The organism is Fulvivirga sp. M361 (genome assembly GCF_007097395.1).
Taxonomy (GTDB): Bacteria; Bacteroidota; Bacteroidia; order Cytophagales; family Cyclobacteriaceae; genus Fulvivirga.
Window position 1 is genome coordinate 73913 of sequence record NZ_VKDC01000005.1, and the last position, 15073, is coordinate 88985.

General features: G+C 40.0%; 15 protein-coding genes. 4 read left to right on the forward strand and 11 right to left on the reverse strand.

The features are described 5' to 3' along the window. Positions 1-7 precede the first annotated feature (7 nt). From FNH22_RS05605 to FNH22_RS05620, 4 genes are all read right to left on the reverse strand, one after another. Entirely contained in the window at positions 8-397 is a 390-nt protein-coding gene (locus FNH22_RS05605; RefSeq protein WP_143397362.1) for an arsenate reductase family protein, read from the reverse strand. A gap of 10 nt (positions 398-407) precedes the next feature. Next, positions 408-1358 carry a mechanosensitive ion channel family protein gene (locus tag FNH22_RS05610; protein WP_185154088.1) on the reverse strand — a complete coding sequence of 317 codons (951 nt, stop codon included), beginning with the start codon at positions 1356-1358 and terminating at the stop codon, positions 408-410. Between the two features lie 63 nt (positions 1359-1421). Further along, on the reverse strand, positions 1422-1607 hold the full coding sequence (locus FNH22_RS05615; protein ID WP_143397364.1) for a CsbD family protein: 186 nt from the start codon (positions 1605-1607) through the stop codon (positions 1422-1424). Between the two features lie 54 nt (positions 1608-1661). Then, the gene (locus FNH22_RS05620) at positions 1662-1925 is read right to left on the reverse strand and encodes a YtxH domain-containing protein (protein ID WP_143397365.1); all 264 of its coding nucleotides are present in this window, start codon (positions 1923-1925) and stop codon (positions 1662-1664) included. Between the two features lie 567 nt (positions 1926-2492). Here FNH22_RS05620 and FNH22_RS05625 point away from each other — a divergent pair. Continuing rightward, entirely contained in the window at positions 2493-2699 is a 207-nt protein-coding gene (locus FNH22_RS05625; RefSeq protein WP_143397366.1) for a YtxH domain-containing protein, read from the forward strand. Further along, positions 2696-3007: a phage holin family protein gene (locus FNH22_RS05630; protein ID WP_143397367.1), complete on the forward strand. Its 312-nt coding sequence runs from the start codon at positions 2696-2698 to the stop codon at positions 3005-3007. Before FNH22_RS05625 ends, FNH22_RS05630 begins: the two co-directional genes overlap by 4 nt. Positions 3008-3138: 131 nt before the next feature. Here the strand turns inward: FNH22_RS05630 and FNH22_RS05635 are convergent, their stop codons facing one another. From FNH22_RS05635 to FNH22_RS05645, 3 genes are read right to left on the reverse strand one after another with little or no spacing between them, the layout of a single operon-like run. Continuing rightward, a complete protein-coding gene (locus FNH22_RS05635) occupies positions 3139-5454 on the reverse strand; it encodes an ATP-binding protein (RefSeq protein ID WP_143397368.1) in 2316 nt (771 codons plus the stop codon). A 4-nt stretch (positions 5455-5458) separates the two neighbouring features. Further along, entirely contained in the window at positions 5459-6025 is a 567-nt protein-coding gene (locus tag FNH22_RS05640) for a biliverdin-producing heme oxygenase (RefSeq protein WP_185154089.1), read from the reverse strand. A 4-nt stretch (positions 6026-6029) separates the two neighbouring features. Continuing rightward, complete coding sequence (locus tag FNH22_RS05645) at positions 6030-6449, reverse strand: response regulator (protein WP_143397370.1); 420 nt, start codon at positions 6447-6449, stop codon at positions 6030-6032. Positions 6450-6572: 123 nt separating this feature from the next. Here FNH22_RS05645 and FNH22_RS05650 point away from each other — a divergent pair, with 123 nt between their 5' ends. Beyond that, positions 6573-7373, forward strand: coding sequence for a LexA family transcriptional regulator (locus tag FNH22_RS05650; RefSeq protein WP_143397371.1), 801 nt, complete (start codon positions 6573-6575; stop codon positions 7371-7373). A 53-nt stretch (positions 7374-7426) separates the two neighbouring features. On the opposite strand, the gene FNH22_RS05655 is transcribed toward FNH22_RS05650, so the two are convergent. Further along, a complete protein-coding gene (locus FNH22_RS05655; protein ID WP_143397372.1) occupies positions 7427-11146 on the reverse strand; it encodes a metallophosphoesterase in 3720 nt (1239 codons plus the stop codon). Positions 11147-11403: 257 nt separating this feature from the next. On the opposite strand from FNH22_RS05655, the gene FNH22_RS31945 reads away from it, so the two are divergent. After that, positions 11404-11559, forward strand: a complete 156-nt coding sequence (locus FNH22_RS31945) for a hypothetical protein (protein ID WP_185154090.1) — start codon at positions 11404-11406, stop codon at positions 11557-11559. Between the two features lie 13 nt (positions 11560-11572). On the opposite strand, the gene FNH22_RS05660 is transcribed toward FNH22_RS31945, so the two are convergent. The 3 genes from FNH22_RS05660 to FNH22_RS05670 all read right to left on the reverse strand — a co-directional run bounded on the left by FNH22_RS05660 (position 11573) and on the right by FNH22_RS05670 (position 15017). Beyond that, positions 11573-12784, reverse strand: a complete 1212-nt coding sequence (locus FNH22_RS05660) for a Pycsar system effector family protein (protein WP_143397373.1) — start codon at positions 12782-12784, stop codon at positions 11573-11575. Positions 12785-12837: 53 nt separating this feature from the next. Further along, a complete protein-coding gene (locus FNH22_RS05665) occupies positions 12838-13458 on the reverse strand; it encodes a DUF2652 domain-containing protein (protein ID WP_185154091.1) in 621 nt (206 codons plus the stop codon). Between the two features lie 278 nt (positions 13459-13736). Further along, positions 13737-15017, reverse strand: coding sequence for a cation:proton antiporter (locus tag FNH22_RS05670; protein ID WP_143397375.1), 1281 nt, complete (start codon positions 15015-15017; stop codon positions 13737-13739). Between the last annotated feature and the right edge of the window lie 56 nt (positions 15018-15073).

A 15073-nucleotide genomic window follows, 5' to 3' on the forward strand; every position in this document is an offset into this window, starting at 1 on the left:
TGTTAGTCTATCCAGTTATGCTTTTGTCTTGAACCTCCACATCCAGGTCTACCGGGTATAAATTAAATGACGATGTGAGTATGAAAGTAGCTCCGCCTTTTTCCCGGACGATCGGTGTTTTTAGCAATTTTATATTTTTATGAAGCATTAATAATTGATCCTGTTCAGAAAGCGATTTAAACTGATCGGAATAGTCTTCTGACTTTGTATCAAATAATTCAGAAACACTCTTCCCGGCGCTTTCCGCCAGTTCTTTCAGTTGCTTTTCTGTGAGCGTATTATGTTTGAGATCGAGCTCATTGATTATGTAATTAGGCAATGCTTTGGCTGTAGCATAAGATGCACGATCTGTTTCATCATCGCTATTGTATATGAGTTGAATTTCTCTCTTTTTCATTGGGTTGATATTAAGCTTCTGCCTTACCTTCAGTTTGTCCCTCATTATCTTTTTGACCACTTCCATTTTGATGTACAGCCAGCTCCATGGCAGATAGGCTCTGTCCTCCCTTTATTCCAAAGTCCAGTGTACGAATCGGGAATGGAATAGTAATATCATTGTCATCAAAAGCTTTCTTGATGGCCTTGATGGCTTTCGTTTTCATATTAAAATAACCGGGTTGATCAGGATATTCGATCCAAAATCTTATGTTCAGATTGATAGAACTTGATCCGAACTCTTCGTAATCAAAGATGAGTTTGTCTTGATCGATAACACCCTCTATACCCAGAATCGTATCCCTCACCAGAGTTTCAACCGCCTCGAGATCATCTCCATAGGACACGCCTACGGCCAGGTCGATACGACGCTTTCCTAAAATAGTGTAATTGTAGATCGGACTTTGCAGTACGTCCTTGTTAGGAAAGTATACCTCCTGTCCCTGGAAAGTCTCGATCACGGTAACCCGCAGGTTAGTACGTGTGACTTTTCCCATGATATCTTTTACTTCCACAATATCTCCAATATGGAAAGGTCTGCGAAAAGCCAGGATAATACCTGAAACGAAATTGGCAGCGATATCCTGAAAAGCAAAACCAAGGGCTAAACCGACTACTCCTACCCCTGCGAGCAACGAAGTAACGGCTTTATCCAATTGAAGAATACCAAGTATGATGAAAAAACCTATTCCAAGTACAGAATAATATATGATGGTAGAAAATAGATTTTTTAAAGCTATGTTATCAGAAGCTCTATCGAATATCCTGGTTAATAAGCGTGAGGACAATTTGGCCACTACAAAAAATAGGATCATCAATATCAAAGAGACCATCATATTAGGTAGCATGGTCACTAATGCATCCAACCAATTTTCCAGCTTATCAAGAATTTTTTGTATCGGCCTGTCCAAATCTAATTCCATGGGCATAAAGATTAAACCCAGGTTGTAGTGGGCGCTATAACCTGGGATTGCATGTTATTTCTATTATAGGTTCTCTATTTCGCTTTTCAATTCCTCTTTTGTTTTACCTGTTTTCTTCTGTAATCTTCCAAGAAGTTCGTCAGATTTGCCTTCTGCGTAGGTTAGATCGTCGTCCGTGAGATCCCCATATTTTTGCTTCAGTTTACCTTTAACTTCGTTCCAGTTTCCTTTTATTTGTAAGTTGCTCATGTTTTAAAGTTTTATATTTTCGATTTTTTTATAAGTGATAAACAAGATTCCAGTTTAAGGAACCTTTTTTTCTCCCTGACTAATGTGTTTCTTGGCATTAGAAGCTACTTCGCTTACTACATCCTGATAAGATGATTTCAACGTTTGAAGCGAATCACCTACGGCCTGATTAATATTGCTCAAAAATTTTTGGGTTTCTCCATCCAGCTTTTTCCGTGTTTTTTTCCCGCTTTCAGGCGCTGTTAAAAGACCTACGACAGCACCAACGGCTGTTCCTAATAATAAACTTCCTATTATTTTTAAACCATTGTTTTCCATTGTATTATTTTTTAGAGTTTAAAACTTCATTATATGTACTCTTCTTTTAGGAAAAGTCATTCCAAAACTCAAATCACAGATTCTATAATTTATAAATTACTGACAATCAATTATTTAAAATCAAAAATTGGTAATGCAGACAGATTTACAACACTAATGGAGTGTAGAAGTTTTTCTACAATATGTGTAGCTGGCTACAAGGCAGTTTTACCAAGCGCCACCCGGTAAGAGTCTAATGTTAGGTAGTTTGGCCGATATAGTAGTGTTTAAAGGATGTTTCTGCCCATATTCGAGTTACTGGCATTGTATTCGTATGGTGTGAAGTAGTTCAATAGCTAAAGTCAAACAGTTTTAGGCTGATGATAGCATTGAGATGACTATGACTTTAAAATGACAAAAAAAATACCCTTCCTACATAAGTTAAGGGAGTTCACTCAAAACATTTAAAATTATGATCACTCTACTCATCGATATAGGTACAGCTACTTTGGCCATGCTAGCTATATCTTACTTACTCGTAAGAAACTTTAAACGTTTAATAAAAAAAAGACTGTAAACCATTAAACTATGAATGATACGCTTAAATGTATTACCGGATTTGTAGCCGGAGCGGCTATTGGATATTCGTTGAGCCTGTTAATAGCGCCCGAAGAAGGTGCACAATTACGCAAGCGCATACTTGATGAAGCTGAAGCTTTGGCAGAAGGATTAATAAACGAGGGAGCAGCGCTAACGAAACAGGCAAAGGAAACCATGAATAAAACTGCATCATGAATTGGATTAAGCCACTGGTAAGGACTCTGGCGTGGGCCGCACTTCCTGTCAAAATTATTGACAAAGGTTTAGATCATGCCAAAAGTGAGCTGAAAGAAGAAATTAAACATTATGAGGTACGTTTAAAATTATTGACCATTATAGGTTCTTCATTCCTTTTCTTCCTGCTCTTCGCGTCTGTATTAAGTGCCTTCCTGATCGGTAATTGGGTAGGGAGCCTTACAAATGGTTTCGCTGTGGTAACCGGAATTTACTTTCTGGTTTTCTTATCGCTTATCTTTGTATATAAAAATGATCTGTTGCATTGACTCCTAAAGTTCCGGACTGAATCTGTTAAGCGCTAAAATCAGGACGTTGAGATTGTGTCCGGTGAGAATACAATTATGCCTTTGGATATCAAGATCCTTTAAAATCATAGATCATCATAAATGGAAGAAGTTTAGTGGGAAGTCTTTATTTTTACTGGTAGTTCTATCGTGAATGATGTTCCCTCTCCGGGAATTGATTCTGCCCATATTTTACCTCCATGCCGCTCTATTATTTTACGACAAATGGCCAGTCCCAGCCCTGTACCTTCGTAGTCGCTTCTGCCGTGCAATCGTTCAAATAAACTAAATATTTTTTTCGAATACTGTGGGTCAAAGCCTATTCCATTGTCTTTCACTATTATGTGCACTACGTCTTTTTTTGACTCACTCCAAATCTTTATTTCAGGGCGTCTTTCAGGCGACGAAAATTTAAGCGCATTTTGGAGCAGGTTTAAAAATACGCGTTGTATTTGGTTTTCATCTCCGGAAATATGATTTAGTGTTTCTATACTGATAGATCCATTTTTCTGTTCAAAAAGTACTTGTAAATCCTGAACCACGTCCCGGAGCATTTTATCCAGATCAATAGTCACAAATGGTTGGGCTTTCGTGGTAATTCGAGAAAAACTCAATAAATTTTGGATCAGGACCTGCATACGGTTGGCCGCATTCATCATACGGGTAATATAATCGATAGAGCGATCATCCAGGCTCTTATTAATATGCTGAAGTCTTTCACCGAATGACTGGATTTTCCGAAGAGGCTCCTGCAAATCGTGAGAGGCTACATAGGCGAACTGCTCAAGTTCAGCATTGGAACGCTGCACTTCTATTAGCACTTTTTTTAGTCTTTTTTCAGCTTGAAGCCGGGTTTTCACTTCGCTGCTGAGTTCAGCTGTACGTAATGATACCATCTCTTCCAGTTGCCGGTTGATGGTCTTTAATCGCTCCGACTTGGCCAACACGTAGTTCATCAGAGAGTTTCTGAACTTAAGCGCTGTGGAGATCTCTACATGTTCCCATTTAAGAGATTGATGGTATACATTCTCTTTCCATAGCGCAAAGGAGCTTCTGGGCATCAGTCTGTGGCTGCCGTCATCCGTAAACTCAATTATCTTTTCAGGTTTACCTCCCCAGTTTTTGGTTTCTATCACTTCCGGCCTGAACCAGATGAGTATTAAATCTTCTGCCAACAATAAGGGCAGGGCCAAAATACCACTGGCCACCTCACCAAACACTTCAAATTTTTGATCCTCTTTTGGTAAACGATGGGTATGGTATTCAGAGGCATTTGCAGTTTTGTTTTTCAACCACTGAATGATCATTCGTGTTTGCGCCTCAGTAGGGGTTTTGCCAAATTGTTCCAGTTTTCCGGTTAGATTCCACGCCAGCCCTTCGGCTCTGACCATTTTTAAAAGTGTGGAGATCTCCTTCTTCAACCCTTCTTCAAAATCCAACTCATTTGCCATTCTTTCCACCAGGACCGCGTTGAGTGTTTGCAGTTCGCCTTCTACCTTTCCAAGGTCACTGCGTCTTCTCATGGTGATCAGGTAGGAGATCATTTGCCCCATAAATGTTGCTGCCTCCCTGATTTTGAAAGGAACCATATGCGGACTATAGTGATGGCATGCTATTAACCCCCACAGATGACCTTCCACTACAATACTGACAGACATAGAAGCACCTACGCCCATATTTTTCAGGTACTGTATATGTATAGGTGATACACTTCTTAAGGTACTGGTACTCAAGTCCAGTGCATTGGTATCCGGAATAATCGGACTTGGTACCGCATTCACATCGGCTATGATCCGGATAGGACTCTTCAGATATAGAGCCCGAGCCTGGGCTGGAATATCCGACTCCGGAAAGTGTTGACGCAAAAATGAATTGAGCCTTGGTATTTTACATTCGGCTACCACCTCACCATTGTATTCCTCGTCGAACCGGTACATCATTACCCTATCAAAGCCAGTGAGCCGTTGAATTTCCCTTACTGATTCATTGAAAATATCCTGCTCGGATTGAACATGGACCAGGTCAGCGATAAAGGTTTTTATTTTATTATCGAAGTTGGCAAAAAGTAGTTTTTCTTCACTCGCGGCTTCCAGATCCAGGATGATGAATTGTTCGTTTTCACTTACAATGACATTATAAGGTTGTGTTTCATTAATTACCACACGCAACGGATTACTCTGAATGAAAGATCTTCCACTATGTACTGCCATTAATTCTTCGGTGAAAATCTCTCCCAACAACTCAGCAATCGGGCGACCGGGTAAATCGCCCGGCAAAAGATTGGTGATATTTTGAACGTTCGCACTAACACGGCTGATCGAATAGTGTGACGGATCTAAAGCTATAAGAATCCCGTGCGGTTGTATGCTCCCGGGAATGTGGATCGGCTCTTCCGAACAATTATCCAGAGTTACATTGAATTTACCCATACCATCAGTCAAAAACTATATTCATATAACCGAAAGCAACACGGGCCCCTTTTAATATTTGCTGGTGTTCGCGGGGGTTATCTTCAGCGTATTGCATTACATAGTTGGTAAATTTTTTCCACATAACCCCACGTTGATCTCCGTAACTATTAAAAAAATTCAGACATTCTTCCCATACCATCCAATCTAATTTACGCAACCCGCCGACAATGTATTTTCCACCTAACGTTGCTCCTTCCATCACATACAACATTCCCAGAGCAATCCCATAGTTTTCAGCAGCAGCTAATTCATACAAGTCACTATCGGATAATTTCATACCGGTTATGCTTTCCATATAGCTTAAGTCTTTTTTTAGCAGCGGGATCTTGGTCCTGTCATTTAGTAAAAGCCTTATTTCCTGAACAGCATTAATAGAATGTTCTAATTGGCTGTAAGCATAGTAAAATTTTGCGATTAGTTGATGATATTCTGAAGGTAATAGATTTGGCTTGAAAAGTACTGCACCCAATTTTACCTCCAGGCTTTCATGAAACCCCGCGGTATAAGTCTTAATATGATCCAGGATCACTGATCTAATGGACTAAAGCTGCTTTTTCAAACCAATACCTCTTAATAATGCCTACCGTATCCACTAACTCTGAAAATAAACTGGGTTTGGTGATATAGGTATTGCCGCCTTCCTGGTACGCCAGTCTGATGTCTTCTTCAGCATTAGACGTAGTAAAAATGATAATAGGTATATGTTTTAGCAGGTTATTGGCTCTTATTTCTTTCAACGCCTCACGACCATCTTTTTTCGGCATATTTAAGTCCAGCATTATGATGTCTGGCAGTTCAACTCTGTCTTTTAGCAAGGTTAAAAGTTCATCTCCATCTCCTGCAAACGACGTTGTTAACAAACTAATCCCGTTTTCCTTGAAAGCATCTTCAATCAAAAGACGATCATCCAGATCATCCTCAGCTATCATTATTTGTATTGATCTAGATATCATAAAGCTTAGTTTTTAATAAAAATCACACTAAATTAGAACATTAACTAGTTAATGAGCCATTTAATTATGCGCCCAAATATAAGATTGCTAATATTAACATGCAAAAATTAGTATATTAATATCATGAAAAGTAATAACTTTGAAAAATCAAGACTGACAGTGTTGAGAGAAATGTTAGGTTTGTCTCAAAAGGATTTTGCTGACAATGTGGGCATTACGCAAGGTGCCTTGTCTCAATTGGAAACGGGTAAATCTCGTCTTTCTCTTGACTCGCTCCAGAAGATAAGCCTGGCTTTTAAAGCTAATTGTAATTGGTTAGTCAATGGTAAGGGTGATATTTTCATGAAAGAAATAACAAAAAATAAAGTACCGGTTCGTCAGTCCATTTTAACGGTGGACATAGAAGACACAGCTTTGGTACCGCTAGTGTTGGAAGAAGCATATGCAGGATATATAAATGGTTGCCAGGATACGGATTATTTAAGTACTTTGGATGTCTATAAAATTCCCGGCTATGAGAATGGCAATTACCGGCTCTTTGAAATCAACGGAGATAGTATGATCCCTACCATCTATCCAAGGGAAATTGTGGTGAGTGAATGCGTAGAAGACTGGGAAAACATTGAAAACGGCACATTAGCTATTGTTATCACCGAAGATGGGATAGTTGCTAAGCGGACTTATTTCTACGAAGAAGATCGTAACATGCTGATCTTAAAAAGTGATAACTCCAGTTATAAAACTTACAGTATTAACCTCGATGATGTGAGAGAAATCTGGACAGTACGTGCAAAAATTACCAACGTTTTCGCACAGGAGCAAACCATGGATGCCGGTAAACTGGAGACATTAGAGGCTGACCTCAAAGAGTTGAAAGCACAGATGAAAAGCCTTAATACCCATAAACGTAAGAATGGGAATTGATCCAACTTGTTTAACGTCCCACCTGAGTCAGCATGAACATCTCCTGACAGTCGTCAGAAGAACATCCCTGCCCTAAAATAGAAGTAGTTACCTTCCTCCGATATTCCCAGGCCTCCTGAGGTCATCAGGAACTTAAAAAAATTGACCCAAATACCCGGGCCGTATCCTCTGTGCCATTTTTTGCTGTCAAAAGCTGTATTGCCCGACCATACCCGTCCATGGTCTATGAACCCAAATACCCCCCAGTATCCGTTAAAGAGGTAATTTTTGACACGGCTTACCCCCATCCGTAGTTCGGTGTTTTGAAATACGGCCGTTTCTCCTGCAAATCGTTGCATCCGGTAGCCTCTTAAATTTGTGTTCCCACCCACAAAAGAAGACAAGTAGAACGGATAACTACCGCTGTTAGACTGTACTCCAAAACGTGTCGCTATCGTAAGATAAAAAGGTAAATTGGGAGTTAAATAAGCAGAGAAATCAGATTGTACACGTATGAACTCGTCAGAACCATTGGTATTGTTTAAGTAATTGACCTTATTGTTCCATTGAAGGCCATTTCTTGGATAAATACTATTATCCCGCTTATCAATATTGAAGTAGAATTCGCTACCTATAAACCGCCCCGGTGACAGGTCCGTTTCGGATGTAAAAATCTCACTATCAATAACATTACCGTCATTTTGAGCGGCATCGTAGTAATTAAAAGTAGGCCCTATTCCTATTTTTAACGCCTCTCCGATGCTTTTCTGGATATGTATTTTCTGAGAAAACCCACCCAGGTTTACGCGATAAAAATCAATATTTTCAGTCTTCACTGTTCCGTTACCGGTACCGAAATAGTTAAACACGTATTGCGGTGAATAATAATGTGTATTGATCATCAAGTCCCAATTATACCCTAACAGGTCCGGGAACTCACCTTCGTATGACACGTTATAGGCATCAATACTCGTCGCATAGTTGGCTATTAGCGTATGTGAAGATTTAAAAGGATCGCGCTGAAAGCCATACGTTTTCCAGTTAACCCCTCCCCCTAAGAATAATCCTGCGTCCTGATTGAATTGAACGGACAATCTCGGCCCCAGGTAATTGTACTTATATTCATCAGGAGTATATGTTGTAATATATTCCCTGTTGGATGCTTTAATTTTAATATTTTCCTCATCCGCTTCCAGCCCATTAAAAAATTTCTTTTTATACACAATGACATTCTTGGCGTCGCTTTCATTGGTTACAAGCTCTGTTTCAGGACCTGTGATAACCCTGATTTTGATCGCTCTGTTTTTTGCTCCTGTCACGTGTATCTCATCATTTCCCTCAAAGGTATATACCCTTATCTCTTTGGTTGTGGCAGGAGCAAAAGTCCGTTTGTATATTTCCTTGACCACATCACCTTCTTTTTTCATTTTATGAATGCTCACTATCACTTCACCGCCTGGCTGCCGTTCTATTTCAAATTTTTCATGCTTGTCTGTACCTAAGACATCCACATGTTTACTTAACGCGTCATACCATACAATGGCCGCACTCATGAGTTCATCTCTGCGGGACTTCAACTTGGCAATGATCTCTTCTCCGGAATGTGGATAAACTTCTTCAGGCAACTGAAGAATGGCCTTCTCTATCACTTCATCCGTCAATGAAGCCTGCAATTCTTTTACCGTCGTACGCCAATCATCGATCGATAATTCATTGAGCAATTGCCTGTCAAGTGGATTTCCTGACATTGCCAAACCTATGGGATCTTCATATTCATAACCAAAGTGGGTGACATTTCTAATAGCCCACTTTCTTGATGCCAACCAGGGAATAAACCCGTCATATTTAGTATACACCTGGTCTCTGTCTCTTGGAATAGGTTTAAAAATAACGCCTTTTCCCTCTTTTTCTACTTCTGACCAACGCCATTGGTCTTCATGCCTGTCCCAATCATTGATAATCAGATCAAACAGTCGTGATTTCAGATATAATAGTTCATCCACCTCGTTATCATTATCATCCTTTAAGTTTTCCAGCATCGTTGGAGTGCTTACAGCATTATGGGTACGGCCAAAACGTTTGAATTCACTCAAGTCCTCATCGGGTCGAATTTCAAACAATGCAGTCATACCGCCAAACGTATTCAAATATTCTCCGAGTATGGGAGAATAAGGAATATAAACCAGCTTAGGGTTTGTATGATATAAAGATGCTGCTTTGGCCATTGGAGCAATCGTGAAAGCTCCAAAGGGATGAGCCGACGAGATCTGGTCTTGTATCAGGTCCTGTGCAAAGGTGTTATGGAAAGGACTTGGTATAGCTCCTGACGGATTTTTATTGACCGATCTGAGGTTATACTGATTTCCGTCATCCCCCATCATACGCAAAGAGATAGTTTGCTGGCCGCCGCCCTGTTTGATAGGCCTTAAACCTCCGCCGACCTTATTTATATTAAGATAGTCAACACTGACCGGAGTGGTCCATTCATCGCGATAATGGTCTCCTAACAAAAACTTTCGAAACCCACTGGCTTTGTATCCCTTTCCTGCTATTATTATCTTTGTACTGTCAGCATAATCCACTGAAGCCACCTCTTCCTGAACTGAAGGAGTTGTAGTAGGGTCTAAAGCATACAGAGGGGCACGAAAAGTCAATTCGCCCTCCGGTGTATCACCAACGGCATAAAATGTCACCCATACCTCACCGTTTTCATAATAATCTATCTTCGAAAACCCTTGCGCACTTTGTACATAGGACGCTTTTAACCCTTCTCTTGCATAATTTACCTTCGAACCACTTCCACTGACTATGAAGTTTTTATCCTTGATCTGTGTGAGTTGAAGGTTATGATCATGCCCGGAGGCAAAGGTGACATTCTTTACATCTTCTACGGCAGTAAGCAAGCCTTCTTTCAGCTCCTGGTATCGTGAATTTGGTATATCTTGCCGGCTTATACCGTATCGCCTGAAAAGCGTGTAGAATGACCCCAGACCAGGCAATGGAATATACAGTTTATCATTGATCAGGGATAAGGGAAACAGGTTATCCTTTAGAGAAAAATAACCGCCATGGTTGCCATTGCTGTAAAGTGGGTGGTGCAGGGCCACCAGAATATGTTTACCTTCATTACGTTTGACAGCGCGCCTGAATTCGAAGAAGAAGTCCTGATCACTTTCTACGGTGCAATCGGGATATTTAGGTTTATAATGCTCATGGAGGTACCATTCGCTATCTAAAAATATGATGACCAAATCTTCTCCTACAGCCCTTTCAACGGGACCCGGGCATCCGTTTTTGGGAAAATACACTTCTTCTCGCTGCAAATAGTCTTCTATAAACCTTTGTTCCCGGACCACTGCCCTAAACCCACCAGGGTTGCTATGATTCCAATCATGGTTACCAGGAATATAGAAAATGTTACCCTTAAGATTTTTTATGGCGTCTAGCTGAATGGTAATGGCTTCCTCTGCCTGGGCCCTTTGAAAATCATCACGGGCAGGCAGGCCTTTTTCATAAATGTTATCACCTAAAAAGATAATACTATTGTCAGTAGAATCAGATGTCTGCTCTATTGATTTGAGATGGTAGTCCAGTAAGTTGAACAACGGGTCTTTCCCATCAGGCTTGGGCGCACCTGTATCACCTACCAGGAATACAGAACGCACAACCTTATTGTCTTTAGGGGTGATGGCCTGCTTCCACTTTCTATGTTGAAATGAATAAAATGGTGTCTTGGTACCACATCCTGATACTATAAAAATGAAAAATAGCGCGTGTAGAAATTGCTTAGACATAATTACCTCAAATGGATTTTTTAGCAATCCCTTCTCAAAAGCAATACTAGAATTTAAAAAGGGCCTTCCTTCTAAATATGATGCATATCGGGAATGTGCTAGGTCACATTTTTGTAGAAATAATTCCACAACTTACACACTACGGAATCAACGGACCATATCGTATGTGGTCATGGCAACGGCTTTGGGAAACTTTAGTGATTCCGGCATATCTATTGAAAAGAGCTCAATATGTATAACTGAAATCATTAATTACTATGGAAATCTTATTAATTGTATTGCTATATACTATTGTTCCTATTCTTCTTTTTATGGGAGTGATGTACCTGATCAGAAGAAAAAGAGAGGAAAAACTAAGCCGCAGACCCAGTCACAGAATAAACGATATTAAAGCCGAAGAAGTCAGCTCTTAATACATTTAAGATCCTACTGCAGATTAGTAATTAGGAATATAGAGAGGAAGCCAATGACACAAAGCGTAATCCCTATTATAAATGCCGTGTAGCTTATTGAAAGCAAGCGGTATTTTTCTTTAAGTACAAGCCCCAGGTTATAGATGTCTTTTGACATGCTGTCGTACAATTCCTTTTGATTGTTTTTAAGTTCTGTCAGATGCCTTGTAAACTCTTCTTGAGATACTTCCAGGAAGTTACCAAAGTACAACAGGGTCATATCTTTCCTTTTCATCTTTTTCCGGGTCACCTTTTTTTCAGTCACTTTTGGTCTTGCTGACATGACAGCGAAAAACACCGATACCAGCGAACCTAACAGCAAAGTGAAGATCGGAATAGTAAAACGTAAGCTTTCTAGCTGCAGCCCTTCAAAAACGGAAAAACTGGCTCCTGAAAGGGTAACGATCACCGAAATTAAGATCGTATTGATACTGATCATCATATTAGCCTTACCATCGGCAATGGCGCTAAAGTTAATATGGTTACGATAATTAGACCGGTACAAAGTATCTATACCACGGCCGAAGTCCTTTCCCGTTTGTAATCGACGGGTGATCTTTTCCGCATCCAGGATGTTATCTCTTTGTTTAAGTATATTTTTATTCCTTCTACTACCAAATGCTTTTTGAGCATAAGTAGTAATGAAAGTGTTATTGATTAAAAAGTCATATTGTTTTTTTTGCCACTCCAGTTCTGTAAACTCTTTATTTTCAATAGCTTCCAATTCTGCTCTTAACAACTCTCCTATCCTAAAAAAGCGCTTACGCCCGAGGTGTGACAGATCAGCGTCATGTAATATCTCTTCCAAAAGTGAAGAAGCTTCTTTTTTAATGTCTGTACTTAATATTAATTGGCTTACCTGCTCTATTTTCTCTTTGTCATAATGGCGCTCATTCAAGAACTCTTTAGCGATTGTCACACTCTCCGTTTCATGGCCTTCCCGGCATTTCACATAGCCGGTATCATGAAACCATGCGGCCAGTTCGAGTACCTCCAGCTCTGACTCTTCCAGCCTGGCCATACCTCCAAGCTCTACAGCCACTTCCGCTACATCTTTTGCATGATTATAATTGTGGAATAACCATTGACCGGAGGTTTTATTTTGCAAGAGCTTTTTAACAAAGCTTTTTGCTTCTTCGACTATATCAAGGTCAAGTTCGTTAGAAGTACTGGTTTTATCTGACATAAGTTCGGTATTTAAATCTATAAGTCCCTTTCCGGCAGGTATAACCCTGATGGCTATTCCATTAATTTTTGATGAAAGCTCCTAAGTTGAATGGCGCTAATATAATAATAAGGTAATTTACCAATATGTTTGTATTGATCAGAGCCATACGTCACCATTTGGTTGATTTCATCGATCGTGTTGGTATCTTCACGATATTGATCCATAAGCGCCTTGGTGATCAGCACATATTCGTCGAAAGGGATGTCATTTTTCAACAGACGATGCGCCACTATAACTTCTTCTCCCATTAATTTGAGATGTGTACCTACTTTTGCCATACCAATGGTCCCATAATGTACCACAATCTTAAGCCCCAAACGCTCTGTTAAGTCCTGAAAGTCTTCATTCTGCTGGTTTTGTTTTGAAAATTCATCCAGTTTACCGTGAAAGTCCTTAAAGAATTGCTGGCATTGTTTCAAAAGTTTACTGAGTGCAGGAGGTTGACCATTTCTAAAAAATAGTATGGCATCTCCTTCAATTTCAGACACTTTAAGATCTATGGTATTCGCATAGATGATCTCATTTAGCAGTGTGGGGATTATCTTCCTGCTGCTTTCCAATTTGGCTTCACTCATAAATTCAGTGAAACCGGTGATATCCGGTATACATATAAGTGCGGGTGTTCCATCCATGATGTTTTTTTTATTCCAGTGTGAAAACTGTGCCATGTCCATAAAGGACGGCAAAGCCTGTTAATAAGGTAAGAAAAACCAAAATTACGCTTAATTAACCTGATGTCACATTCTTTAATTCCCCCGGATTGTAGAATTTTTTACCCGGTTATTATGACAACCACAGGTATATCCGCTCTTGGAGCGCCACTCAAAATTGAAAAGTCTGTGTTCAATCTTAAAGTCTTATGCACATTATATTCACTACTGTGCAACCACACTTTCGTTTTAAACATATTTTACTCTTTCAACTTTTCCGCAGGCGAAGTTAACGATCTGATCTCCTCGTCCAGTTCATCCCAATCGTCAAAGGAAAGCTCATCTCTTTCTTCTATATCCTCCTTCTTAGCCATAAGCCCTCCTGACATAATAAAGCTGGAGGTCAAAATCACGATCAGAAGTATGGCAGGATTAAACTCCGGGTTTTGAAATTGTACAGGTATGGAAAAGAACAGCAAAACCGTGATCAGACCACGGGGAGCAATCCATAGCTGGGGCAAAATACTTTGCCCGGCAAATAGTTTAAGAAACAAATAGCGAATAACATAAGTAGCTACCAACACCCCTGTTGCTAAATAGAGTGAAGGCGGGTGCATGATCCCTGAAAAATCCAGGGTCATTCCAAAGATCACAAAGAAAAAAGTCCTTACGACAAAAGCGGTCTCCATAGTCACTACATGAAAGTCTTCCGTGATCTGTTTCAGAGAATCTGCCCGGACTAATTTCTTCATTTTACCCTTAAAGAACACTTGGTAGTTATTCAACACCAAACCAAACACCATAATGATCAGTAAGGACGACAAATGGAAAAGTTTACCCGTAGCGTAAAGCAACACAAGTACAGAAATGAGAAAAAACAACTTCACCTTCGACTGAAGCCTCGGCAGAAGAAGTACCAGTGTATAACTGATCACCAGCGAAAGTACTATGGTCAATAATATACTGCTACTCACGTCTATTACTATCTCAGAAGTACCTGTGGCGTCAGCGCCTCCTATCATAAAATAAAAGAACATGATCCCCAAAATATCGGAGAACGTGCTTTCATATATCATAAATTCCTTCTTACTGTCGATCAAACCGGCCACACTGGGAATTATAATAGCGCTGCTTAAAATGGAAAGGGGGATAGCATAAAGTAATGCGACATAAAAGTCCGGTATGAGAAAAGTGTGGAACAGGTAGGCAATAGCAAATGCGGTAACCAACAAAGACAATAACGCCACTAGAAATGATCTTACCAGCAGCGGTTTTTTCTCTTTCTTTAACTCCAGATCCAGCGCGGCCTCTAAAACAATCATTATCAGGCCTACTACCCCAAATAGCTCCAGGGCTTCCATGATATAGATTCCCAAATCAATCTCCGCACTTTTCAATAGCCGCTGCACACCTATACCTAAGCCTATCAGAAGTAATACACTGGGGATATTGGTTTTTTTAGCTACATAGCTAAAAAAATAAGAGATGATGATAATAGAAGAAATTGCTATCGCTTCGGTATATACGTTGAATATATCCATAACATTATGTCGGGTTTTTCTTTTAGTTTAGACCGGCCTTTGATGCTTTGACCACC

Bases quoted from the DNA above. Each gene is read 5' to 3' on its own strand.
- FNH22_RS05665 (WP_185154091.1), bottom strand. From the start codon at position 13,458: ATGGATGGAACACCCGCACTTATATGTATACCGGATATCACCGGTTTC.
- FNH22_RS05625 (WP_143397366.1), top strand. From the start codon at position 2,493: ATGAATGATACGCTTAAATGTATTACCGGATTTGTAGCCGGAGCGGCT.
- FNH22_RS05650 (WP_143397371.1), top strand. From the start codon at position 6,573: ATGAAAAGTAATAACTTTGAAAAATCAAGACTGACAGTGTTGAGAGAA.
- FNH22_RS05660 (WP_143397373.1), bottom strand. From the start codon at position 12,784: ATGTCAGATAAAACCAGTACTTCTAACGAACTTGACCTTGATATAGTC.
- FNH22_RS05605 (WP_143397362.1), bottom strand. From the start codon at position 397: ATGAAAAAGAGAGAAATTCAACTCATATACAATAGCGATGATGAAACA.
- FNH22_RS05655 (WP_143397372.1), bottom strand. From the start codon at position 11,146: ATGTCTAAGCAATTTCTACACGCGCTATTTTTCATTTTTATAGTATCA.
- FNH22_RS05670 (WP_143397375.1), bottom strand. From the start codon at position 15,017: ATGGATATATTCAACGTATATACCGAAGCGATAGCAATTTCTTCTATT.
- FNH22_RS31945 (WP_185154090.1), top strand. From the start codon at position 11,404: ATGGAAATCTTATTAATTGTATTGCTATATACTATTGTTCCTATTCTT.
- FNH22_RS05635 (WP_143397368.1), bottom strand. From the start codon at position 5,454: ATGGGTAAATTCAATGTAACTCTGGATAATTGTTCGGAAGAGCCGATC.
- FNH22_RS05620 (WP_143397365.1), bottom strand. From the start codon at position 1,925: ATGGAAAACAATGGTTTAAAAATAATAGGAAGTTTATTATTAGGAACA.
- FNH22_RS05630 (WP_143397367.1), top strand. From the start codon at position 2,696: ATGAATTGGATTAAGCCACTGGTAAGGACTCTGGCGTGGGCCGCACTT.
- FNH22_RS05615 (WP_143397364.1), bottom strand. From the start codon at position 1,607: ATGAGCAACTTACAAATAAAAGGAAACTGGAACGAAGTTAAAGGTAAA.
- FNH22_RS05645 (WP_143397370.1), bottom strand. From the start codon at position 6,449: ATGATATCTAGATCAATACAAATAATGATAGCTGAGGATGATCTGGAT.
- FNH22_RS05610 (WP_185154088.1), bottom strand. From the start codon at position 1,358: ATGGAATTAGATTTGGACAGGCCGATACAAAAAATTCTTGATAAGCTG.